Genomic DNA, 21,120 nt, shown 5'->3' with positions numbered 1-21,120 from the left:
CCGGCCCGGGCGAGGGGGTGCGCGCGGCCCCGATCGGACTCCGCGGCACCCCCCGTCGGTATGCCTCGACGGCGACGCGTCGCCGTCAGCTGGAGCGGTTCGCCCACCAGGTCTGCCCGGCCTCCGGCAGCGTCGAGATCGGGTCGTAGTACGGGTAGCGCCGCTGCAAGGCCTCCGGGTCCTCCAGCTCGATCCCCGTCCGGTAGTTCTTCGTCCAGTACGAGATCCCCAGCTCCCGGTCGTAGTCGGCCAGCTGGTGCACCCACCGCTTCCCGACGTAAGGCACGTCGCACACGATCCGCGGTGTCGCGTACCCCGGCAGGTAGCCCATGATCGCGTGCTGCAGCTCCTGCGCCTCGTGCACCGAAACCCGCCAGTGCTCCGCGTTGGGGATCATGTCGCACATGTAGAAGTAGTACGGCAGGATGTTCGCCTCACCCTGCAGGGCGAAGCACAGGTCCAGCAGCTGCGCCGGCGTCGCGTTCACCCCGCGCATCAGCACACCCTGGTTGCGGACGTCGCGCACGCCCACGTTCAACGCCGTCTGGGCCGCCTCCGCCACCAACGGCGTCACCGACTGGGCGTGGTTCACGTGCGTGTGGATCGCCAGGTTGACGCCGCGGCGCTGGGCCGTCACCGCGACGCGCTCCAGGCCCTCGACCACCTTCGGCTGGAGCCAGTGCTGCGGCAGCGCCGCCAGGGCCTTCGTCGCCAGGCGGATGTCGCGGACCGTGTCGATGTCCATCAGGCGCATCAGGAACGACTCCAGCTGTGGCCACGGCACGTTGGCGACGTCGCCGCCCGAGACGACCACGTCGCGCACGCCCGGAGTCTTCTTCAGGTACGCGATCATCGCGTCCTGGCGGTCGACCGGCTTGAGTGTCAGCTTGTGCTTCTCGACCGTCTCGGTGGAGTTGCCGACCAGGTCCATGCGGGTGCAGTGGCCGCAGTACTGGGGGCAGGTCGAGATCATCTCGGCCAGCACCTTCGTCGGGTAGCGGTGGGTCAACCCCTCGACGACCCACATCTCGGCCTCGTGCAGCGAGTCACGCTCGGAGTGGGGGTGGCTCGCCCAGACCGGGTCACGATCACTGCGCACCGGGAGCATGTAGCGGCGGATCGGGTCGGCGTAGAACGCCTCGGTCACCTTCGCCGGGTCCGTGCCCGCCGTGGGGGCCATCGTGTTGAGCATCTGCGGCGGCAGCAGCATCGACATCGTCGCCATCTCGCGCTGGTCGGCGAGCAGGTCCTCGTAGAAGCGCTCCTCCAGCAGGTCGCCCATCAGCGCGCGCAGCTGCTTGGCGTTGCGGACGCAGTGCACCCGCTGCCACTGGGCGTCGCGCCACTCGGCGTCGGTCACGTCGTGCCAGCCCGGGAAACGGCGCCAGTCGGGTTCCACCAGCTCGGCGCGGGCGTACTCGTAGGGCTGGTCGAAGGCGGCGGCAGGCGTCACAGGTTCCTGGATCGCAGTCACTTGTACTCCTAGTCGTCGGGAACGCGTTAAAATATCCTGTCATAACGTTCTCACGGAGTAAATCTTCCTGCCTGCTGGCCTGCCTTCCCCCAGGTGGCGGAAGGCTCCGGACCGAGGAGCAAACTCAAGGGCGTGACGGACGAACACACGACGCTCCTGCTCGGCGGGCGCATCTACACCCCCGCCGGCCCGGACGCCACGGCGATGGCGGTCACCGGCGGCACCGTGGTCTGGGTCGGCCAGGACGCCCCGGCTCGCACCCTCCACCCCGGCGCCGAGATCGTCGACCTCCAGGGTGCGTTCGTCGCGCCCGCCTTCGTCGACGCCCACGTCCACGCCACCGCCACCGGCCTGCACCTGAGCGGCCTGGACCTCACCGGCGTCCGCGGCGGCGCCGACCTGCTGGCCCGCGTGCGCGACGCCGTCGTCCCCGGCCAGGTCCTGCTCGCCCACGGCTGGGACGAGAGCACCTGGACCGACCCGCGGCTGCCCAGCCGCGCCGAGCTCGACGCCGCCGCCGGTGGCACGCCCGTCTACCTCAGCCGCGTCGACGTCCACTCCGCGCTGGTCTCCACCCCCCTGGTCGAGCTCGCCCCCGCCGCCCGCGACGCCGACGGCTGGTCGCCCGAGGGCCCGCTGACCCGCGCCGCCCACCACGCCGTCCGCGCGGCCGTGCGCGCCGCGATCACGCCCGCGCAGCGCGAACGCGCCCAGCGCGCATTCCTCACCGAAGCCGCGGCCCGGGGCATCGTCAGCGTCCACGAATGCGCGGGCCCCGACATCTCCGGCCGCGACGACCTCGCCGCCCTGCTCGCCCTCGCCGGCCCGGACACCCCCGAGGTCGTCGGCTACTGGGGCGAACTCGGCGCCGTCGAGACCGCGGAACAGCTCGGCGCCCGCGGCCTCGCCGGCGACCTGTTCGTCGACGGCGCCCTCGGCTCGCACACCGCCGCGCTCAGCACCCCCTACGCCGACCACGGCGGCTCCGGCACCCTCTACCTCGACGCGCACCGCATCGGCGACCACCTCGCCGCCTGCACCGAAGCCGGGCTGCAGGCCGGCTTCCACGTCATCGGCGACGCCGCCGTCGCCGAAGTCGTCGAAGGGTTCCGGCTCGCCGAGAAGGAGGTCGGGCAGCGCGCGCTCGCGGGCCGCCACCACCGGCTCGAACACCTGGAGATGGTCACCGCCGAGCAGGCGAAGCTGCTGGCCGGCTGGGGCGTCGTCGCCTCCGTGCAGCCGCTGTTCGACGCGCTCTGGGGCGGTGAGGAAGGCATGTACGCCGAACGCCTCGGCACGGCCCGCGCCGCCGGGCTCAACCCGTTCTCGGCGCTGGCCGCCGAAGGGGTCCTGCTGGCCTTCGGCTCCGACGCGCCGGTGACCCCGCTCGACCCGTGGGGGAGCGTCCGCGCCGCCGCCTACCACCGCACCCCGGGCGCCGGCCTGTCCCCGCGCGCGGCGTTCACCGCCCACACCCGGGCCGGGCACCGCGCCGCGGGCGTCAACGACGGCGTCACCGGCAGCCTCGTCCCGGGCGCCCCGGCGCACTACGCGATCTGGGACGCGGCCGACCTCGTCGTCGCGACCCCGGACAGCCGCGTGCAGCGCTGGTCCACCGACCCGCGCGCGGGCGTGCCACCCCTGCCGCGGCTCGAACCGGACGCCGCCCTGCCGCACTGCCTGCGCACCGTCCGCGCGGGTGAAGTCCTCCACGACGCCATCACCTAGAGTTCTCACCCGTGGCAGTCACCGTCGCGGACCCCGAACCGGGCACCCCGCACCACCCCGCCCGCACCCGGCGGTTCCCGCGCGCCTGGCTGCTGCGCCTGGCCGGCGCGCTGGTGTCCGGGTTCGCCTACTACCTGAGCTTCGCGCCGCGCCCGCTGTGGTGGCTCGCGCCGCTGGCGTTCGCCGGGTTCGCGCTCGTGCTGCGCGGCCGCCGGAGCTTCCGCGGCGCGTTCGGCTACGGCTTCGCGTTCGGGTTCGTGTTCTTCCTGCCGCTGCTGACGTGGCTGCTGGACTTCCTCGGCCCCGACTTCGGGCCGTGGCCGTGGCTGGGCCTGTCGTTCGCGCTGGCGCTCTACTACGGCCTCGCGGGCGGCCTCATGACGCTGGTGTCCCGCCTGCCGGCCGGGCCGCTGTGGGCCGCGCTGGTGTTCATCGCGCTGGAGACACCCCGCGCGTGGTTTCCCTTCGGCGGCTTCCCCTGGGGCCGCGTCGCCTTCAGCCAGCCCGAAGGCGCGTTCCTCCCGCTCGCGTCGATCGGAGGCGCGCCGCTGGTCGGCCTCGCCGTCGTCCTGACCGGGTTCTGCCTCGCCGCCCTCCTCGGACGGCTCTGGGACGGCCGCGAGGCGCTCACGGCGGCGCTGCGGACCCGCCCGGCCGTGTTCGCCGCCACCGGCACGCTGCTGCCCCTCGTCGCCGGCCTGGCGCTGTGGCCCACCATCGGCACCGGCGCGCAGGACGGCGAGCGCACCGTCGCGACCGTGCAGGGCAACGCCCCGAACATCGGGCTGGCGCTGCAGGGCGAACGCGAGGTGCTGCGCCACAACACCATCGCCGAGAGCCAACGGCTGCTCGACGCCGTCCACGCCGGGAAGGTCCCGAAGCCCGACCTGGTGCTGTGGCCGGAGAGTGCGACCACCGTCACCGGGCCCGACCCGCAGGTCGACCAGCTCGTCGCGAACTTCGGCGTACCCGCGCTGATCGGCGCCATCTACGAGCTGCCCGACCGCCACCTGCAGAACTCCGTCATCGCCTGGGACCCGCACACCGGGCCCGGACAGCGCTACGCCAAGCAGCAGCTGGTCCCGTTCGGTGAGTACGTGCCCGCCCGCAAGCTCGCCGAGCTCGTCACGCCGTTCCTCGACTCCGAGACCGTCGACATGGTCCCCGGCGACGGCACCAACCAGACCATGGACGTCGCCGGCACGAAGGTCGGCGTGTTCGTCTGCTACGAAGCCGCGTTCGACTTCCCGGCCCGCGACGCCGTCCGCGACGGTGCCGAACTGCTCGTCGTCCCGACCAACAACGCCTGGTACGGCGAGAGCGAGATGAGCGTCCAGCAGCTGGCCATGTCGCGGCTGCGGGCGGTCGAGCACGGCCGCTCCGTCGTGGTGTCCGCCGTCTCAGGAGTGAGCGCCATCGTCGCCCCCGACGGGACGGTTACCAGCTCAACGGGCCTTTTCACCGCGGATTCCCTGGTCGGGCGCGTCCCGCTGCGGACGCAGACTACGCTGTCGGATCGACTCGGTGCGTGGACGGAGTACGGGCTGCTGGCACTGGCGATCGCCGGGGTGGCCGGCGGGCTCGTGCTCCGTTTTCGCACCCGGCGCGACAGCGCCGGCACGGCAGGGGACACGGCGGACTGACCGCCGGGGATATCGGAGGAGCACGGATGTCGCAGGCGCCGCGGGGGGCCCGGGGAATCGAGCCGGTGCTGGTGGTGATCCCGACGTACAACGAACGGGAGAACCTCGGCCCGATCCTGGATCGCCTGCAGAAGGTACTCCCGGACGTGCACGCGCTCGTGGTGGACGACGGCAGCCCCGACGGCACCGGCGAGCTCGCCGACGAGCGCGCGGCCGCCAACGACCACGTCCACGTGCTGCACCGCACCGAGAAGGCCGGCCTCGGCGCCGCCTACATCGCCGGCTTCCGCTGGGGCCTGGCGCGGGAGTACAACACCATCGTCGAGATGGACGCCGACGGCTCGCACGCGCCCGAGGACCTGCCCCGGCTGCTGGACGCGGTCGGCGACGCCGACCTGGCCATCGGGTCGCGGTACGTGCCGGGCGGCGCGGTGGTCAACTGGCCGGTCAACCGCCAGATCCTCTCGCGCGGCGCGAACATCTACTCGCAGATCGCGCTGGGCATGCGCACCCGCGACATCACCGCGGGCTTCCGCGCCTACCGCCGCCCGGTGCTGGAGAAGCTGGCCCTGGACGAGGTCAACTCGCACGGCTACTGCTTCCAGATCGACCTGACGGTCCGCACGGCCGACGCCGGGTTCGAGATCGTCGAGGTGCCGATCACCTTCACCGAGCGCGAGATCGGCGAGTCGAAGATGAGCGGCTCGATCATCCGCGAGGCGTTCCTGCGGGTGGCCACCTGGGGCGCGGAGCGCCGCTGGCAGCAGCTGCGCCGCCTGGTCAAGCGGCGCTGACCCGCGCGGTCACGATCCACGTCCGGGCGCCCAGCACCACGCCGTCCGGGGTCTCGTACGCGGCGAAGGCGTCCCGGAGATGGGTCGCGGACTCCTCGGTGGCCCCCAGCTCCTGGACGTCCTTGAGGCCGAGCGCGAACTCGGCCGCTGTCTCCGCGTCGGGGCCGTAGCAGACGGGTTCGCGCAGCTCGGTCAACTCGATGTCGCCGAACCCGGCGTTTTCGAGCACCGTGCGCGTGTGGTCCCGGTCGCCGAGGGAGAAGTGCGGCCCGGCGGGCGGCGGGGTGGTGCCGGGGGCGACGGCGTCGTGCAGCACCGAATACCACTCGTTGCGGGCCCGCTCCTGCCACACCAGCAGCACCAGGCGCCCGCCCGGCCGCAGCGCACGGGCCAGGTTGGCGAACGCGGCGGGCGGGTCGGCGAAGAACATCGCCCCGAACCGGGACAGCACGACGTCGAACCCCGCGGCCGGGAGCTCGAAGGTCTGCACGTCGGCCACCTCGAAGCTCGCCCCGCCGAGTTCGCGGGCCTTGGCGATCGCCTGCTCCGAGACGTCGACGCCCAGCGCGGTCGCCCCCGCTTGCGCGGCTTCGCGGGTGGACTCGCCGGTGCCGCAGCCGACGTCGAGGACGTCCTCGCCCGGCGCCACGGCGGCCGCGGCGCGGAACCGCTCGTTGTGCGGCCGCACCTCGGCGTCGAACAGCGCCGCGAACCGGACCCGGTGCTCACTCATGCCGTCTTCTCCCGTCATCGGCCATCATGGGGCCGATGACGACCATCGTGGCCTTCCACGCCCACGCCGACGACCCCGTGTTGCTCAGCGGCGGCACCCTCGCCCGCGCGGCGGCCGACGGGCACCGGGTGGTGGTCGTCGTGGCCACCGACGGCATGGACGCCGATTCCCCGACCCCGCGCTGGCGGGAGCTGGAGGCGAGCGCGGCCATCCTCGGCGTCCGGCGCGTCGTGCACCTCGGGTACGCCGACAGCGGGCACGGGCCCGAGCTGTACCCGGACCCGCCCGGACGGCAGCGCTTCGCCCGCGCCGACACCGAAGAAGCCGCGCACCGGCTCGCCGCCGTGCTGCACGAGGAGAAGGCCGACCTGCTGCTCGGCTACGACCCTAACGGTGGCTACGGCCACCGCGACCACGTCAAGGTGCACGACGTGGCTCGGCGGGCGGCCCGGCTGACCGGGACGCGGCTGCTGGAGGCCACGATGCCGCGCGAGGTCGTCATCCGGCTCGTCCGGGCCCTGCGGATCCCGTTCGCGTACGACAGCGCCGTCCTCGGCCGCCTGTACAGCCCGTCCTCGGCCATCACCCACCGCTTCGACGTGCGGCGGTTCGCCGGGCGCAAGCAGGCGGCGCTCGCCGCGCACGTGTCCGACGTACGCGGCCGCGGGCGGCTCTCGGCGGTTCTGCGGGTGCTCGTGTGGCTGCCGGCGCCGGTGTTCGCGCTCGTGGCGGGCCGGGAGTGGTACGTCGAGGTCAGCCGGTCCGGATCTCCACGCCCATCGTTGCAAGTTTCTGCACGTTCTGGTCGGAGTCGTCGGCGTCGGTGATGACTCCGGCGATGTCGGCGAACGGCAGCACGGTGAACCGCGAGGCCGCCCCGAGCTTCTCGGCGCTGGCCAGCACGTAGGTGTCGGCCGCGCGCCGGGCCAGGGTGCGTTTCATCGCGGCCTCGTCGGCATCGCCGGTGGTGAGCCCGGCGTCGGGGTGGACGCCGGTGACGCCGAGCAGGAAGACGTCGGCGCTGATCGACTGGGCGGCTTCGGCCGCGGCGGCGCCGCAGGTGACCGCGGAGTGCCGGAACAGCCGCCCGCCCAGCAGGAAGACCTCGACGCTCGGGTGGTCGAGCAGGGCGACGGCCACGGTCGGGCTGTGCGTGACGACGGTGGCCTCGAGGTCCGCGGGCAGGGCCTTGGCGACGGCGAGGGTGGTGGTGCCGCCGTCGAGGATGACGGTCGAACCCGGCCGGACCAGGCCGGCGGCGAGCGCGGCGACACGGCCCTTGCCGTCGACGGCGATCGCCGTCCGGCTCGCGTAGTCGGCGACGGCGGGGGAGACGGGCAGCGCTCCGCCGTAGACGCGCTGGCAGTGCCCGGCGGCGGCCAGGTCGCGCAGGTCGCGGCGGATGCTGTCCTCCGAGACGCCGAGCTCGGCCGCGACGTCCTTCGCCAGCACCTTGCCGTCGGCCGCGAGCCGGGCGAGCAGCAGTTCACGGCGTTCGCCGACCAGCATGCACAGTCCTCCTTGTTTCTGCCGAGTCATGCACATTATGGTCGGGGGATGACCTCCTTGCCAAGCCCGTCCCGCAACCCGCGCGTCCGCGTCACCGACGTCGAAGTGCTCTCCTCGGCCTGGTACGTGCTGCGTCGCACGACGTTCGACTACCGGCACGGCGACGGCCGCTGGAGCACCGAGCAGCGCGAAACCTACGACCGCGGCAACGGGGCGACCGTGCTGCTCTACGACCCGGCGGGCGGGACGGTGCTGCTGACGCGTCAGTTCCGCTACCCGGTCTACGTGAACGACCACCCGGACGGCATGTTCCTGGAGACGGCGGCGGGCCTGCTCGACGCCGACGACGCGGAGACGGCCATCCGCCGCGAGGTGCAGGAGGAGACCGGCGTCCGCCTCGGCGAACTGGAGCACGTGTTCGACGTCTACACGAGCCCGGGCTCGGTGACCGAGCGCCTCCACTGCTACGCGGCGCCCTACGACCCGGCCGACCGTGGTGAGGGCGGTGGTATCGCGGAGGAGGGGGAGGACATCGAGGTGGTCGAGCTGCGGTTCGCCGAGGCCCTGAAGATGATCGAGACGGGGGAGATCGCGGACGCGAAGACCATCATGCTGCTCCAGTGGGCAGCCCTGCGGGGCCCGTTCCGCGACGCAGCGGACTAGCCGCACCCTCCGGGCATGCGAAAGGCCCCCGCCGGGGGAGGTGGCGGGGGCCTTTCCGTTGTGGTGGGAGCGGTGGCTACGGGCCGACGCTCACGGGCGTTACGCGGACCGGGAGGTCCGCCGGCCCTTCAGCTCGGCGAGACGTTCGTTCAACAGGTCCTCGAGCTCGGGGATCGTGCGCCGCTCGAGCAGCATGTCCCAGTGGGTGCGCGGCGGCTTGACCTTCTTCTGCTCGGGCTGCCCGCCGTCCACGATCTCCGACTCGCTGCCGTGCAGGCGGCATTCCCAGACCGTCGGGATCTCGGCGTCGTCGGAGAACGGCACCTCGAACTCGTGGTTCTTCGGGCAGGCGTAGCGCACGGTGCGGCGTGGGGCGAGGTCGTGGTTGCGGTCGGTCTCGTAGCTGACCGCTCCCAGCCGGCTTCCACGAAGAACACGGTCGGCCATGATGGGGGTCCTTTCAGTCAGCTCCGGGTGGAGCCTGGGTGATGCTCACCCTATGCAACGACTTGGGGCCCCCGAGGATTCCCGGGCTGCCATGTCGTTGCTCACGATGAGCTGCGTCACCCAACGGCATCAGCTTCCTCTAGTAGGAGGCGTTTCGCGCTTCGGCGTGACGTCAATACGGCCTTCTTAGTGCTGATATCCCCCGGATGGGCTACTGGGGCCCATGTCAGGTCAACCGTAACTGACCGTGACGACCAGTAACGGGCCCCAAGTCACCCGATCGGAAGTGGCGGCGGCACAATACCTGATAACGCACAGTAGCGTTTTCGGCCTCAAAACCGGCCAAAGCTGAAGATTCAACTACGGATTGTTCGGTATCTGCCACCACAACGGTGTCCCCTTCCCGCACCACCTCACCGTCGAGCACCCGCGCGTTGAACCGTCCCGGCAGCCCGCACCAGCACAGCACCTCCACCTGAACCGGCTGCAGCTCGTCCGCCAGTTCGAACAGACGAGCGGCCCCGGGGAACAACCGGCTCCGGAAGTCCGTCGCGATGCCGAAGCAGTACACGTCGATCTCGACCTCGTCGGCCAGTTCCGCCAGCTGGTCGACCTGCCCGGGGGAGAGGAACTGCGCCTCGTCCACCACGACGTAGTCCACGTGCTGCCCGCGCGCCCACTCCTGTCGCACCAGGTCCCGCACGTCGGTGTCCTCGCCGACCTCCACCGCCTGCCGGCTCAGCCCGATCCGGCTCGAGATCTGCGGCGCACCCGAACGGTCGTGGCGCACCAGCACCAGGCCCCGCCGCCCCTGCCGCGCGTGGTTGTGGTCGATCTGCAGCGCCAGCGTCGACTTCCCGCAGTCCATCGGCCCGTAGCAGAACTTCAATCTGCCCACCGGCGGTGTCCCGCGGCGCGAACCGGCCGCGGGAACCGACGAGAGGGCGTCGGTCGGATCGGGGCCGGCGGCCCGGTCGTTCAACAAGGTCACGACAGCCGACCCTATCGGTGTCTGGACGTTCGTCCAGGACGGCCCCGCGTGACAGCCGAACAGGCCACGTCACAAGGTCACAGGACCTCCGGCGGCGTGTTGCCCGCCGCCACGATCGCCCGCCGCACCGGCACCAGCCACACCAGCACCAGACCCGCCGCGAAGAAGATCACCAGCGCGATGATCGCCAGCCGGAACGACCCCGTCGCCTGCCCCACCCCCGCGAACAGCAGCGGACCCAGCCACGACGTCCCCCGCTCACCCACGACGTAGAGCGAGTAGTACTGGGCGTCCTTGCCCGCCGGGATCATCTGGCTGAACAACGACCGCGACAACGCGTTCGTTCCGCCCAGCACCAACCCGATCCCGACCGCCACCGCGAGGAACTGCACCAGCTGCTTCGGCTGTACGAAGTACGCCCCGGCCAGCACCACCACCCACAGCACCAGGCTGCCCAGGATCGTCCGCTTCGCCCCGATCCGGCGCGCCACCAGCCCGTGCAGCGTGCCACCCAGGTACGCGACGAACTGGATCACCAGGATCGTCACGATCAGGACCTCGTTGCCGAACTCCAGCTCGTCCTTGCCGTACTGCGCCGACACCGTCACCACCGTGTTGATCCCGTCGGTGAAGACCAGGTAGCTGCCCAGGAAGGCCAGCGTCAACGGATACGCCTTCGCCGCGACGATGGTCTGCCGCAGTTCGGCGAACCCCGCACGCAGCACCGACGACCCGGGCACGACGTCGACCGGCGTGTGCCGGCGGGGGAGCGCCCGCACCGCGGGGATGGTGAACGCCGCCCACCACAGCCCCGAGGTCAGGAAGCAGATCTGCACCGCCGTGCCCTGGCTCACCCCGAAGGTGTCGTGCCCGAGGTAGAACCCCAGCTGCAACGCCAGCGCCAGCCCGCCGCCCAGGTACCCGAACGCCCAGCCCTTCGCCGAGATGGCGTCCCGCTCGTCCGGCCCGCCGATGTCCACCAGGAACGAGTAGTAGACGACCAGCGAACCCCCGTAGCCGATGTTCGCGATGATGAACAGCACCAAGCCCAGCTGCCAGTCCGACCCGGCGAAGAAGAACATCGCCGCCGCCGCGGCCGCACCCAGGAACGCGAGCCCGCCCAGGATCCGGCGCTTGTTGTGGCTGCGGTCGGCCACCGCGCCGGCGATCGGCAGGACCAGCACCTGCACCACCGTCGCCACCGACAGCAGGTACCCCCACACCGAACCGGCGGGGAAGTGCAGCCCGAACAACGTCACGTCGCAGTTGTGGAGCGTGTCCGCCTTGCCGGCCGCGTCGAGGCAAGCCTTGTCCCCGTTAAGGGTGAAGTTCGACTTCGCGTCCTCGGCCGCGATCGAGCTCATCGAAAGGGCGCCGAACACCGTCGTCGTCGACGAATAGAACGGCGAATTGGCCCAGTCGTAGAAATACCAGCCCCAGCGCTCGCGCTTGGTCGAGCGCGTCCCGGCCAGCGTCATCCACGGCTCCTTCACCTCGAAAACCAGCAGGTCAGCGCGGAGACTACTGGCGCGCCCGGACCCGGGGGACCGGACCACCCGAACCGTGTCCGCTTTGTCGCTTCGTGATCATCCGCCACGTCCGGGTCACGCACCGCGCGGCCCGTCACGGCGTGTCGCTGACTCGTGTGAACAGTGTTTCGTGTGAGACTCAGGCGAGCAGTGTGTCCCTTGTGGTCAGTGGGACACGCTTCTACTGTGCTTCCATGATCCAGAACCGGAGACGCACCGTCGCGAGAATCCTCCTTCTCGCCATCGCCGCCATGGGTCTGCAGCTCACTGTCCCTGCTCTCGCCTCCGCGGACCCCGCGTCGACGGCCTGGGCCAAGCTCCGCATGTGCGAGTCGAGCGGCCGCTACGCCACCAACACCGGCAACGGCTACTACGGCGCCTACCAGTTCGACCTCCCCACTTGGCGCAGCGTCGGCGGCGCCGGCCGCCCCGACCAGGCCGCTCCCGCCGAACAGGACTACCGGGCCCTCTACCTCTACCGCATGCGCGGCTGGCAACCCTGGCAGTGCGCCGGCATGCTCAAGCTCACCGGCGACGCCGACGCCCGCAGCAAGCGCGTCCCCACCTACGCCGACTCCGCCTACATCGGCGGCGGACCGGCCCCCGCACCCACCCCGCCGCCCCCGGGCGGCAAACCGCCGTGGCCCGGCGTCGTCTACGCCTTCGGCGACTGCGCCGCCCCGCTCAAGGCCTTCCAGCTCCGCATGAACGCCTTCGGCTACGGCTTCACCGGCACCGGCTGCTACTACGAAAAAACCCGCACCGCGGTCCTCGACCTCCAGCGCGCCAACGGCATCAAGGACAGCGGACTGCTCGGCCCCAAGACCTGGGAAGCCGCCTGGACCGGCAAACCACCCCGCTGACGCTCACGACTCCTGCGACCGCCGCCAGGCCCCACGCTCGATCAGCACCTCGCGCAACAGGTCCGGCCGGTCCGTCACGATCCCATGCACCCCCAGATCCAGCAGCATCCGCATCTCCGCCGGATCGTCGATGGTCCACGTGTGCACCTCGATCCCGGACCGCCCGGCCATCGACAGGAACGCCTTGTCCACCACTCGCAACGCACCTTGACGCACCGGCACCTGCGCCATCGCCCCCAGCACCAGCCGCCCGAGGGGGAGCAGCGGCAGCTTCCCCCGCGCCCACAGCGCGAACGCCGACCGCGGCCCCATCGCCGTCACCAGCTTCGGCCCCGCCAGCTTCCGCAACCGCACCAGCCGCGCATCCGAAAACGCCGCCGCCGCCACCCGGTCATGGGCCTTCGTCCGCTCCAGCACCTCGACGAACGGCCTCACCGCCCGATCCGCCTTCACATCGACGTTGAACCGAGCGTTCGGCAGCTCCTCCAGCACGTCCTCCAGCCGCGACAGCGGAGCCTTCCCCCCGACCTTGACGTTCTTCAGCTGCTCCCACGTCTGCGCCGCGATCGCCCCCGACCCGTCCGTCGTCCGGTCGAGGTTCGCGTCGTGGTGCACCACCACCACACCGTCCGCCGTCGCGTGCACGTCCGTCTCCAGGTACCGATACCCCTCCGCGCACGCCCGCTGGAAAGCCGGCAGCGAATTCTCGAGCCCGTCGAGCTCGTCGAGGTGCCACCCCCGGTGCGCGAAAGCACGGGGGAGCGGATCGGCCAGGTACGGAAACGACGCCTGCATCCCTCAAGTGTGCACTTCCGCCATGACCCCGGCATGAGCAACCGGTGGCCAGCTAGGGTCTCCGGGGTGAGGGAAGCCGCCGAACTGACCCAGCTCGAACCCGTCCCCGCCCGCCGCGGCGCCCCGAAGCACTGCGGCTGGTGCGGCCGCCGCCTCCCGGAAGCGGGCAACGTCGGACGGCGCCGACGGTACTGCGGCCAGTCCTGCCGCCAGCGCGCCTACGAACGCCGCACCGCACTGCAGCGAAGCGGACTACCCGAAGACGCCGTGGTCCTCTCCGACACCGAGATCGCCGCCCTCCAGGACCGGCTCTTCCAGCTTCGGTGCGCCGCCGAGGACATAGTGACCGCCGCCGACGACGGCGCCGACCCCCGCGAACTGCGCGGCCTGGCCGCCGACATCGCCCGCGCGGCCAAGGACCTCGAACAACTCCGCTGACCCCGAACGCCTCCGCCGCACCTCTGCGGCCAGTCAGTCGCTTCAGCCGGAGCCTGCCTCAGCTCAAACCGTCCAACGCCCGGTACGTCCGGTTGCTCGCCGCCGCCGCACGCTGCTCACGACCCGTCGCCTCGATGTAGTTCTGGCTCGTCGCCAAGCTCGCGTGCCCCAGCAACGCCATGATCTCCGACGCCGTCGCCCCGTCCTCCGCCAGCCTCGTCGCGAACGTGTGCCGCAACGCGTGCAGGTTCGCCCCCGCCGGCACCCGATCGTGCAACCCCGCCCCGCGATAACACGACTTCACCAAGTACTCCAGTGCACCCCGCCCGATCGGCTCACCCGCCCGATCCAGCAACAACGGCGAACCGGGGGAGAACCGCACACTCGAAAACCGCACCCGGCACGACTCCCGGTACCGCTCGATCAGCTCCGCCAGCACCGGCTGCACCGGAATCGACCGATCCCGGCTGCCCTTCCCCCTCACGTGCAACCGCAGCTCACCCGCGCGCCCCACCAGCGACCGCGCCGTCAACGCCCGCATCTCCGCCGCCCGCAACCCCGCCACCAGCCCCAGCGCGATCACCAGCACGTCCCGCTCCGGCCACGGATCCCGCGCGCGCCGCGAACCCGCGGCCGCCGCCGACAGCAGCTGCTCCGGGGTTTCCTCACCCCGCAACGGTTTCGGCGTCAACGCCGGCGTCCGCGGCCGCGCCACCGCACCCATCGGATTGCCCTCCAGCAGCCCGTCCGCCACGCAGAACGTCAGGAACTGGTTCCAGGTCGACCAGGCGCGCAGCACCGAGCTCTTCGCGTGCCCGTCGGCGAACACGCCGAACACCGCCCGCAGCGCCGGCCCGGTCAGGTCGGTGACGTCCAGGTCCTCGGCCGGGCGGCCCAGTTCCGAAACCAGGAGAGTGGTGATCCCGGCGAGATCGCGGCGGTAGGCGTCGGTGGTGTGCGGAGAGTCCTTGCGGGGCCGGCGGGCCGCGAAGAAGGCTTGCTGGGCCTCGGAAACCTTCATGTGGATCTTCTACAGCACAGCACCGACAATTCCGGTCGCCGGGTCACCTCTCATTTCATGCATAATGGGGATTATGCATGAAATGTCGGTTTAGTCCGGAATGACCCCCTGGGGGATCCCGGATCCTGCCGAAGCCGATTCGAGGCCCGAATCCGCCCTTTCCGGCGTACGCGACGGGGATGCGCACATATGTTCGAGCGCCGCGACGCTCTGGGGTGTCCGGGACGCCGGGGGTCGGTCGGCAATCAGAAGGTTCCGCGGCGCAGTTCTCACCAACGATCGGTCTGACGCCAGGTTCACTGACCCATAGTTTCGTCACCGTGACGTTTTAAGGTCGAGTGGCGGCACATCGACCTCCTGACCCCAGGGGACGCTCCTGCGCCCTCCGAAAGGCGCCCTCAGAGCCGTCTGGGGCTCGCTGCGGGAGAACGCGGGGGGCGAAACCTCAGCAGGAGCCGTCCTGACGAACCGAACGCGCCTCCCGGGGAATCCGGCTCTGGCACCCCTCCTGGCTCTCCGTCGCAGCGTGTCCCCAAGTGCCGATAATGTACATTATGTCAAGTAACCTCAGTGCCAGTCGCTGATCATCACGTCCCGCGGGCTCGGGGCACCTTCCCCGGTCTCGACGAGCTGCTTGAGGCTCATCAGGTAGATCGCCCACTTCGTGCTGCAGTGATGCATGAACTCGATCGACTCGCGCCAGCCTTCGTGCTTGAACAGGACGATCGTGTAGTCGCCACGCTGCTCGAGGTCCCACCGGATCGTCGTGCCGATCCACTCCGGCGGTCCGTCGACGACCTCCCAGCGCACGAGCCGGCCCGGGTCGAGCTCGATGACCTTCATGTCGAACCCGCCCGGGATGAAGCGGAACGCGATGACGCCGCCGAGTTCGGTGTCCCCCACGGTTTTCTCGGTCCACCAGTCCGACAGGCCGTCGAGGGTGGTGATCGCCTCGTAGACCTTTTCCGGTGTGGCCTTCTCGATGCCGATGCGGTGCAAGATGTCCATGGTCGTGCCTCTCTAGAGCTTCTTCTGGATGGTTTCGGCGATGCGCTTGATGCGGCGGAGCCGGGCGTCCCAGGCGGCGCCGACGTCGGCGAGCTGGGCGACGGCGCGGGCCAGCTGCGCCTCGTCGACGCGGTACTGCTTCTCACGACCGGCGGCGGTCGCGTGCACGAGGCCGACGCGGTCGAGGACGGTGAGGTGTTTCGCGACGGCTTGGCGGGTCACCGGGAGGTGCTCGCTCAGGCTGGTCGCGGTCGCGCTGCCCTCGTTCAGGAGCAGGTCGAGCATGCGGCGGCGGATGGGGTCGCCGATGGCCGACCAGAGGTCGTCGTCCACTGCGGTGCTCACCGGGTCGTCGCTCCGACCTTGACGGCGTACCCGGGCAGGCGGGGCAGGAAGTGGTCCCAGCCGCTGGCGTGGTCGGCGTATTCGGCGGCGATCTTGGCTTCGTCCCAGCCGCGTTCGCGGAAGCCGGTCTCGGTCATCCGGAGGCGGGTGCCGCCGGCCGTGGGCTCGAGTTCGAAGACGACGAGGAACGAGTTGCCGGGTGCGGCGGTCTCCCCCGCTTCGTGGGTCCACCGGAAGGAGAACAGCTTCGGGGGGACGGCGTCGACGACGGTGAACCGGACCCAGCTGCCGCCGAAGCCGATGCGGCCGTCTCCCCCGGGCTCGACCGGGTACTCGGCCTCGTCGGGCCACCATTCGCGGAGGTGTTCGGGGCTGCTGACGACGTCGAAGACGACGTCGGGGCTGGCGTCGATGTGGATCTCGCGGTCGAGGGTTCCGTGTTCCATGTCGGCTCCTTGTGCAACGTTTGGTTGCGTGTCACGTTAGCGGGGCCGGCGGCGATGCGCAACCATCGGTTGCGTGAAGGTCCTTCTGGACCCAGGCGACGTCACGCCACGCGCCGTGCTTCCAGCCGACCCGGCGGTAGACGCCCGCCGGCTCGAACCCGAGGGCGCGGTGCAGGCCGGCGCTCGCGTCGTTCGGGAGGGTCATGCCGGCGAAGGCGCGGCAGAAGCCCTTGTCCCGCAACCGTTCGAAGAGGGTTTCGTACAGGGCGCGGCCGGCGCCGGTGCGACGGCGGCCGCGTTCGAGGTAGATGCTCGTCTCGCACGACCACCGGTAGGCGGCGCGTTCGGCGAAGGGGTGGGCGTAGGCGAATCCGGCGACGCGGACTTCGCCTTCCAGGACGAACCAGGCATGGGCGTCGGTGATGCGGCGGGCCATTTCGGCGACGGAGGGCGGTTCGTCTTCGAAGGAGATGGCGGTCTCGGTGACGTAGGGCGCGTAGATGGCGAGGCAGGCGGTGGCGTCGTCGGGAGTGGCGTCTCGGATCAACATGGCTCACATGGTAGCCAGAATGGGTCGTATAGTATCAACTCATGACCGACCCTCTGACCGCCCGACTGGCCGCCACCGTGCACGCGGCGCGGACGTCCCACGGTCTCTCGGCGGCCGCCTTGGCCGAGACGTCCGGGGTGTCGCGGGCGATGATCGGCAAGATCGAACGTGGCGACGTGCAGCCGACGGCGGCGTTGCTGGCGAAGCTGTCGGCGGCGCTCGGGATGACGTTGTCGGAGCTGATCGCGCGGGCCGAGGGTGACGAGCGGCGGCTGGTGCGCGCGGCCGAGCAGCCGGTGTGGGTCGATCCGGACACCGGCTACCGGCGGCGCGCGGTCTCCCCCGCCGCCGGCCGTCCGCTGGAGCTGGTCGAGATCGAGCTGCCCGCGGGTGCGGAGGTGCCGTTGCTCGCGAGCGCGTTCCTGCACCAGCAGATCTGGGTGCTCGACGGGCACCTGCGCATGCGGGAGGGCACCGAGGTGCACGAGCTGGACGCCGGGGACTGCCTGCAGCTGGGGACCGCGCCGGAGCGGGTGTTCGCCAACCCCGGGTCGCGGCCCTGCCGGTACCTGGTCGCGCTGGTGCCGCGGGCCACCTGACCAGGTGATCCGGCGTGCCGTCGCGGGCGGGGACCGTTAGCTTCGCGCCGTGCGTCGTCTTCGGAGGATCTGGTTACAGTGTGCGGAGTTCCTGCTGGTGCTGCTGGGATTGGGCTGGCTCATCGCGCCGGACACCGGGCTGGACGTGGTGTTCCTGCTGGCGTGGGACGTGCTGGCGGTGGCGGTGATCGCGACCCGGTTCCTGCGTGTCCGCCGCTATCGGCTGGCGGGTGACGGCGAGCCGGCGTGGCTGCACAGCCTGCTGGGCCGCCGGTCGAGTTTCGCGGCGACGCTGCTGGTGAGCGTCGTCGGGATGTCGGCGGGGTCGCTGATCCTGGTGGCGAACGTGATCGCCGAAGAGGACGGCGAGTACGCGTCGGTGTTGCAGATCAGCGCGGTGCCGGCGGTGCTGGCGGCGTGGATCCTGCTGCACTTCGGGTACGCCGACCGCTACGCGCACCTGCACTACCGGGCCGCGCCGGGACCGGGGCTGCGGTTCCCGGCGACGGAGCGGCCGAACCTGCTGGACTTCGCGTACTTCGCTTTCACGGTGGGGACGTCGTTCGCGACGTCCGATGTGGAGGTTCAGGCGCGCTCGATCCGGTACACGGTGCTGACGCACAGCGTGGTGGCGTTCGTCTACAACACGGCGATCCTGGGGATCGCGGTCGGCGTGATCACCGGGAAGTAGCGTTGACTGAAGCAATGAATCAGTGCTTCACTTCTTGACGTGCCCTACCGCCGCACCCCGAAGGTCCAGGAACGCCTCGACGCCCAGCGCGAGACGATCGTCGCCGCGGCGACCGAACAGCTCGCCGACCACGGCTACAGCGGTTGCTCCGTCGCCGCCGTCGCCGAGCGGGCCGGGGTGGCCGTCGGCAGCGTCTACCGGCACTTCCCCACCAAGGCCGACCTGGTCGTGCACGTCTTCCGGCAGGTCGTGACGCGGGAGGTCGAGGCCGTCCGGGCCGCGTCCGCGCGACCCGGCGAGCCCGCCGAGCGGGTCCTGGCCGTGTTCGAGACGTTCGCCCAGCGCGCCCTCAAAGCTCCCCGTCAGGCCTACGCCTTGCTGGCCGAGCCGGTCGACGCGCGGATCGACGCCGAACGGCTCGAGTTCCGGCGGGCGTTCACCGACGTCGTCGCCGAGCACGTCGCGGCCGGCGTCAAGGATGGCGCGCTGCCCCCGCAGGACGGCCGGCTCACCGCGGCCGCGTTGGTGGGCGCCGCCGCGGAAGTCCTGATCGGCCCGTTGACCAGCGGCAACGCCGGTGACGTCGCCGAGCTTCGCACGTTCGTCGTCCGCGCTCTAGGAGGTTCCGATGCCCGCCACGCATGAGGTCACCAACCAGGTCCCGATGCTGCAGGGCCACGACGTCGCCGACGACCCCGCGCTGCTGGCCGGGCTCGAGCGCGCCGGCGCGGACTGGGCGGCCGGTGAGCTGCACGAGCTGGGCCGTCTCGCCGGGAGCGAGCAGGCCCAGGAGTGGGGCCGGGTGGTCAACGAGAACGAGCCGGTGCTGCGCACGCACGACCGGTACGGGAACCGGATCGACGAGGTCGAGTTCCACCCGTACTGGCACGACCTGATGACCGTCGCGGTCTCCCACGGCCTGCACGGCACGCCGTGGCGGGACCCGCGCGAGGGTGCGCACGCGGCCCGTGCGGCGAAGTTCTACGTCTGGGGGCAGGTCGAGGCCGGGCACAGCTGCCCGATCTCGATGACCTACGCGGCGATCCCGGCGCTGCGGGCCAACCCGGAGCTGGCCGCGCGGTACGAGCCGCTGCTGGCCGCGACCGAGTACGACTTCGGCCTGCGTGAGCCGAGCACCAAGCGGGGCCTGATCGCGGGCATGTCGATGACCGAGAAGCAGGGCGGCTCCGACGTCCGGGCCAACACCACGACGGCGACCCCGAGCGCCGACGGCAGCTACACCCTCGTGGGGCACAAGTGGTTCACCTCGGCGCCGATGTCGGACATGTTCCTGACGCTGGCCCAGGCGCCCGGTGGGCTTTCGTGCTTCCTTCTCCCCCGCGTCCTGCCCGACGGCTCCCTCAACCCGATCCGGCTGCAGCGGCTGAAGGACAAGCTGGGCAACCGGTCCAACGCGTCGTCGGAGATCGAGTACGACCACGCCGTCGGCTGGCTCGTCGGCGAGGAGGGCCGCGGAGTCCGGACCATCATCGAGATGGTCAACAACACCCGTCTGGACTGCACGCTCGGCAGCGCGTCCGGCATGCGGCTGGGCGCGGTCCGCGCGGTCCACCACGCGACCCACCGGCACGCCTTCGGCAAGGCGCTGGTCGACCAGCCGCTGATGGCGAACGTGCTCGCGGATCTCGTCGTCGAGTCCGAGGCGGCGACGACGGTGGCGATGCGGCTTGCCGCGGCGGGCGACCGGCGCGACGACGAGCAGGAGCAGGCGTTCCGGCGGCTCGGGCTCGCGGTGTCGAAGTACTGGGTGTGCAAGCGGGCGCCGGTGCACGCGGCTGAGGCGCTCGAATGCTTCGGCGGCAACGGGTACGTCGAGGAGTCGGGCATGCCGCGGCTCTACCGCGAGGCACCGCTGTCGTCGATCTGGGAGGGCTCGGGCAACGTCGCGGCGCTGGACGCGTTGCGCGCTATGGGCAAGCAGCCGGAGACGGTCGCGGCCTTCTTCGCCGAGGTCGAGCAGGCCGCCGGCGGCGACGCGCGGCTCGACGACGCCGTCGGCCGCGTCCGCAAGGAGCTGACCGACTTCGACGCGATCGAGTACCGGGCGCGGCGGGTGGTCGAGTCGATGGCGTTGGTGCTGCAGGGATCGCTGCTGGTCCGCCACGGTGACCCGGCGGTCGCGGACGCGTTCTGCGCGTCGCGTTTCGGCAGTGACTGGGGCATCGCGTTCGGCACGCTGCCCCCCGGGGTCGACACGGGCGCGATCATCGACCGCGCGGCGGTGCGCTAGCGCCCGAGGGCGTCCAGCGCCCCGGCGACCGCCGCGGCTTTCAGTTCCTCGACCGGGGAGTCGGGGAACTGCATGCAGACGTCCTGCAGGCCGCCCAGGGCCAGGATCGCGCGCGCCTGCTTGTCCAGGGTCGGCGACGGGCCGCAGATCAGCGCGGTGAGCCGGGTGCGCCAGGCCAGCACGCGGTCGATGAGCCCGAGGTCGGCCAGCGTCGGCATCTCGGCCAGCAGCATGATCACGTCCGCGCGGTGGCGGTAGTTGAAGTCGAAGAACCCCTCGATCAGCTCGCGCACCGGCGCGTCCCCGCGCGCTTCCTGGGCGAGGAGGAAGTTCTCGCCGTCGTCGAGCATGGGCGCGACGATGCTGCGGACGAGGTCGTCGCGCGAGGGGAAGTGGTAGTAGAGCGCGGGTTTGGTGATGCCCAGCCGGTCGGCGATGTCCTGCAGGCTGGTGCGCTGCACCCCTTGGGTGGTGAAGAGGTCGCGTGCGGCGTCGAGGATGCGCTGCTTGGTGTCGGAGGGTTTCGGCACCGGCCCAGCATAACTGACTTAACGATAGGTAAAGACTGTGGTACAACTTACCTACCGTTAAGTCAGGGAGGT

Annotated in this window: 24 protein-coding genes; 11 read left to right on the top strand and 13 right to left on the bottom strand. The window is 71.1% G+C overall.

The window, feature by feature from the left end:
* Positions 1–85: 85 nt before the first annotated feature.
* Complete coding sequence (locus tag AA23TX_RS20265; protein ID WP_196425390.1) at positions 86–1,474, bottom strand: KamA family radical SAM protein; 1,389 nt, start codon at positions 1,472–1,474, stop codon at positions 86–88.
* Between the two features lie 132 nt (positions 1,475–1,606).
* On the opposite strand from AA23TX_RS20265, the gene AA23TX_RS20260 reads away from it, so the two are divergent.
* Genes AA23TX_RS20260 through AA23TX_RS20250 form a run of 3 tightly spaced genes read left to right on the top strand, consistent with a single transcriptional unit; the run spans position 1,607 to position 5,639 of the window.
* Positions 1,607–3,202 (top strand): amidohydrolase, encoded by a 1,596-nt coding sequence (locus AA23TX_RS20260; RefSeq protein WP_155544056.1) that lies wholly within the window; start codon positions 1,607–1,609, stop codon positions 3,200–3,202.
* An 11-nt stretch (positions 3,203–3,213) separates the two neighbouring features.
* Positions 3,214–4,845: an apolipoprotein N-acyltransferase gene (gene lnt, locus AA23TX_RS20255; protein WP_155544055.1), complete on the top strand. Its 1,632-nt coding sequence runs from the start codon at positions 3,214–3,216 to the stop codon at positions 4,843–4,845.
* A gap of 26 nt (positions 4,846–4,871) precedes the next feature.
* Positions 4,872–5,639, top strand: a complete 768-nt coding sequence (locus AA23TX_RS20250) for a polyprenol monophosphomannose synthase (RefSeq protein ID WP_155544054.1) — start codon at positions 4,872–4,874, stop codon at positions 5,637–5,639.
* On the opposite strand, the gene AA23TX_RS20245 is transcribed toward AA23TX_RS20250, so the two are convergent.
* Positions 5,626–6,372 (bottom strand): class I SAM-dependent methyltransferase, encoded by a 747-nt coding sequence (locus tag AA23TX_RS20245; RefSeq protein WP_155544053.1) that lies wholly within the window; start codon positions 6,370–6,372, stop codon positions 5,626–5,628. The two genes, AA23TX_RS20250 and AA23TX_RS20245, sit on opposite strands and share 14 nt — an antisense overlap.
* Positions 6,373–6,407: 35 nt before the next feature.
* Here AA23TX_RS20245 and AA23TX_RS20240 point away from each other — a divergent pair, with 35 nt between their 5' ends.
* On the top strand, positions 6,408–7,199 hold the full coding sequence (locus AA23TX_RS20240; RefSeq protein ID WP_155544052.1) for a PIG-L deacetylase family protein: 792 nt from the start codon (positions 6,408–6,410) through the stop codon (positions 7,197–7,199).
* On the opposite strand, the gene AA23TX_RS20235 is transcribed toward AA23TX_RS20240, so the two are convergent.
* On the bottom strand, positions 7,126–7,881 hold the full coding sequence (locus AA23TX_RS20235) for a DeoR/GlpR family DNA-binding transcription regulator (RefSeq protein WP_155544548.1): 756 nt from the start codon (positions 7,879–7,881) through the stop codon (positions 7,126–7,128). The genes AA23TX_RS20240 and AA23TX_RS20235 overlap by 74 nt on opposite strands.
* 48 nt (positions 7,882–7,929) lie before the next feature.
* Here AA23TX_RS20235 and AA23TX_RS20230 point away from each other — a divergent pair, with 48 nt between their 5' ends.
* On the top strand, positions 7,930–8,544 hold the full coding sequence (locus tag AA23TX_RS20230; protein ID WP_155544051.1) for an NUDIX domain-containing protein: 615 nt from the start codon (positions 7,930–7,932) through the stop codon (positions 8,542–8,544).
* 99 nt (positions 8,545–8,643) lie between these two features.
* Here AA23TX_RS20230 and AA23TX_RS20225 read toward each other — a convergent pair whose 3' ends face one another.
* From AA23TX_RS20225 to AA23TX_RS20215, 3 genes are all read right to left on the bottom strand, one after another.
* Entirely contained in the window at positions 8,644–8,991 is a 348-nt protein-coding gene (locus AA23TX_RS20225; protein WP_003081521.1) for an RNA polymerase-binding protein RbpA, read from the bottom strand.
* A gap of 226 nt (positions 8,992–9,217) precedes the next feature.
* Entirely contained in the window at positions 9,218–9,982 is a 765-nt protein-coding gene (locus AA23TX_RS20220; RefSeq protein ID WP_196425389.1) for a thymidine kinase, read from the bottom strand.
* Between the two features lie 77 nt (positions 9,983–10,059).
* A complete protein-coding gene (locus tag AA23TX_RS20215) occupies positions 10,060–11,460 on the bottom strand; it encodes an MFS transporter (RefSeq protein WP_155544050.1) in 1,401 nt (466 codons plus the stop codon).
* A gap of 245 nt (positions 11,461–11,705) precedes the next feature.
* On the opposite strand from AA23TX_RS20215, the gene AA23TX_RS20210 reads away from it, so the two are divergent.
* Complete coding sequence (locus AA23TX_RS20210; protein WP_155544049.1) at positions 11,706–12,374, top strand: transglycosylase family protein; 669 nt, start codon at positions 11,706–11,708, stop codon at positions 12,372–12,374.
* Between the two features lie 3 nt (positions 12,375–12,377).
* Here AA23TX_RS20210 and AA23TX_RS20205 read toward each other — a convergent pair whose 3' ends face one another.
* The gene (locus AA23TX_RS20205) at positions 12,378–13,169 is read right to left on the bottom strand and encodes a glycerophosphodiester phosphodiesterase family protein (RefSeq protein ID WP_155544048.1); all 792 of its coding nucleotides are present in this window, start codon (positions 13,167–13,169) and stop codon (positions 12,378–12,380) included.
* A gap of 66 nt (positions 13,170–13,235) precedes the next feature.
* Here AA23TX_RS20205 and AA23TX_RS20200 point away from each other — a divergent pair, with 66 nt between their 5' ends.
* Positions 13,236–13,607 carry a hypothetical protein gene (locus tag AA23TX_RS20200; protein WP_155544047.1) on the top strand — a complete coding sequence of 124 codons (372 nt, stop codon included), beginning with the start codon at positions 13,236–13,238 and terminating at the stop codon, positions 13,605–13,607.
* A 58-nt stretch (positions 13,608–13,665) separates the two neighbouring features.
* Here the strand turns inward: AA23TX_RS20200 and AA23TX_RS20195 are convergent, their stop codons facing one another.
* The 5 genes from AA23TX_RS20195 to AA23TX_RS20175 form a co-directional block, all read right to left on the bottom strand.
* Complete coding sequence (locus tag AA23TX_RS20195; RefSeq protein ID WP_155544046.1) at positions 13,666–14,628, bottom strand: tyrosine-type recombinase/integrase; 963 nt, start codon at positions 14,626–14,628, stop codon at positions 13,666–13,668.
* 567 nt (positions 14,629–15,195) lie between these two features.
* Entirely contained in the window at positions 15,196–15,636 is a 441-nt protein-coding gene (locus AA23TX_RS20190; protein WP_155544045.1) for an SRPBCC family protein, read from the bottom strand.
* A gap of 12 nt (positions 15,637–15,648) precedes the next feature.
* A complete protein-coding gene (locus AA23TX_RS20185; RefSeq protein WP_155544044.1) occupies positions 15,649–15,981 on the bottom strand; it encodes an ArsR/SmtB family transcription factor in 333 nt (110 codons plus the stop codon).
* Positions 15,978–16,427 (bottom strand): SRPBCC domain-containing protein, encoded by a 450-nt coding sequence (locus AA23TX_RS20180; RefSeq protein ID WP_155544043.1) that lies wholly within the window; start codon positions 16,425–16,427, stop codon positions 15,978–15,980. The genes AA23TX_RS20185 and AA23TX_RS20180 overlap by 4 nt, the downstream gene beginning before the upstream one ends.
* Before the next feature lie 31 nt (positions 16,428–16,458).
* Entirely contained in the window at positions 16,459–16,977 is a 519-nt protein-coding gene (locus tag AA23TX_RS20175) for a GNAT family N-acetyltransferase (RefSeq protein WP_196425388.1), read from the bottom strand.
* Positions 16,978–17,018: 41 nt separating this feature from the next.
* On the opposite strand from AA23TX_RS20175, the gene AA23TX_RS20170 reads away from it, so the two are divergent.
* The 4 genes from AA23TX_RS20170 to AA23TX_RS20155 all read left to right on the top strand — a co-directional run bounded on the left by AA23TX_RS20170 (position 17,019) and on the right by AA23TX_RS20155 (position 20,518).
* Complete coding sequence (locus AA23TX_RS20170) at positions 17,019–17,576, top strand: helix-turn-helix domain-containing protein (RefSeq protein WP_155544042.1); 558 nt, start codon at positions 17,019–17,021, stop codon at positions 17,574–17,576.
* A gap of 97 nt (positions 17,577–17,673) precedes the next feature.
* Entirely contained in the window at positions 17,674–18,267 is a 594-nt protein-coding gene (locus AA23TX_RS20165; protein WP_230862582.1) for a DUF1345 domain-containing protein, read from the top strand.
* Positions 18,268–18,306: 39 nt separating this feature from the next.
* Positions 18,307–18,912 (top strand): TetR/AcrR family transcriptional regulator, encoded by a 606-nt coding sequence (locus AA23TX_RS20160; RefSeq protein WP_155544041.1) that lies wholly within the window; start codon positions 18,307–18,309, stop codon positions 18,910–18,912.
* Positions 18,896–20,518, top strand: coding sequence for an acyl-CoA dehydrogenase family protein (locus AA23TX_RS20155; RefSeq protein WP_155544040.1), 1,623 nt, complete (start codon positions 18,896–18,898; stop codon positions 20,516–20,518). The genes AA23TX_RS20160 and AA23TX_RS20155 overlap by 17 nt, the downstream gene beginning before the upstream one ends.
* Here the strand turns inward: AA23TX_RS20155 and AA23TX_RS20150 are convergent.
* A complete protein-coding gene (locus AA23TX_RS20150; protein ID WP_155544039.1) occupies positions 20,515–21,048 on the bottom strand; it encodes a TetR/AcrR family transcriptional regulator in 534 nt (177 codons plus the stop codon). The two genes, AA23TX_RS20155 and AA23TX_RS20150, sit on opposite strands and share 4 nt — an antisense overlap.
* Between the last annotated feature and the right edge of the window lie 72 nt (positions 21,049–21,120).

Origin of the sequence: Amycolatopsis camponoti, from assembly GCF_902497555.1 — a bacterium.
Classification (GTDB): domain Bacteria; phylum Actinomycetota; class Actinomycetes; order Mycobacteriales; family Pseudonocardiaceae; genus Amycolatopsis; species Amycolatopsis camponoti.
The sequence above is the reverse complement of the archived record's forward strand: the minus strand, read 5'-3'. Positions and strand labels throughout refer to the sequence as shown.

What these genes read in the sequence shown, in the direction of transcription:
- AA23TX_RS20225 (WP_003081521.1), bottom strand. Translation starts at nt 8,991, where the DNA reads ATGGCCGACCGTGTTCTTCGTGGAAGCCGGCTGGGAGCGGTCAGCTAC.
- AA23TX_RS20175 (WP_196425388.1), bottom strand. Translation starts at nt 16,977, where the DNA reads ATGTTGATCCGAGACGCCACTCCCGACGACGCCACCGCCTGCCTCGCC.
- AA23TX_RS20210 (WP_155544049.1), top strand. Translation starts at nt 11,706, where the DNA reads ATGATCCAGAACCGGAGACGCACCGTCGCGAGAATCCTCCTTCTCGCC.
- AA23TX_RS20215 (WP_155544050.1), bottom strand. Translation starts at nt 11,460, where the DNA reads ATGACGCTGGCCGGGACGCGCTCGACCAAGCGCGAGCGCTGGGGCTGG.
- AA23TX_RS20190 (WP_155544045.1), bottom strand. Translation starts at nt 15,636, where the DNA reads ATGGACATCTTGCACCGCATCGGCATCGAGAAGGCCACACCGGAAAAG.
- AA23TX_RS20195 (WP_155544046.1), bottom strand. Translation starts at nt 14,628, where the DNA reads ATGAAGGTTTCCGAGGCCCAGCAAGCCTTCTTCGCGGCCCGCCGGCCC.
- AA23TX_RS20235 (WP_155544548.1), bottom strand. Translation starts at nt 7,881, where the DNA reads ATGCTGGTCGGCGAACGCCGTGAACTGCTGCTCGCCCGGCTCGCGGCC.
- AA23TX_RS20170 (WP_155544042.1), top strand. Translation starts at nt 17,019, where the DNA reads ATGACCGACCCTCTGACCGCCCGACTGGCCGCCACCGTGCACGCGGCG.
- AA23TX_RS20155 (WP_155544040.1), top strand. Translation starts at nt 18,896, where the DNA reads ATGCCCGCCACGCATGAGGTCACCAACCAGGTCCCGATGCTGCAGGGC.
- AA23TX_RS20240 (WP_155544052.1), top strand. Translation starts at nt 6,408, where the DNA reads ATGACGACCATCGTGGCCTTCCACGCCCACGCCGACGACCCCGTGTTG.
- AA23TX_RS20180 (WP_155544043.1), bottom strand. Translation starts at nt 16,427, where the DNA reads ATGGAACACGGAACCCTCGACCGCGAGATCCACATCGACGCCAGCCCC.
- AA23TX_RS20230 (WP_155544051.1), top strand. Translation starts at nt 7,930, where the DNA reads ATGACCTCCTTGCCAAGCCCGTCCCGCAACCCGCGCGTCCGCGTCACC.
- AA23TX_RS20250 (WP_155544054.1), top strand. Translation starts at nt 4,872, where the DNA reads ATGTCGCAGGCGCCGCGGGGGGCCCGGGGAATCGAGCCGGTGCTGGTG.
- AA23TX_RS20245 (WP_155544053.1), bottom strand. Translation starts at nt 6,372, where the DNA reads ATGAGTGAGCACCGGGTCCGGTTCGCGGCGCTGTTCGACGCCGAGGTG.
- AA23TX_RS20205 (WP_155544048.1), bottom strand. Translation starts at nt 13,169, where the DNA reads ATGCAGGCGTCGTTTCCGTACCTGGCCGATCCGCTCCCCCGTGCTTTC.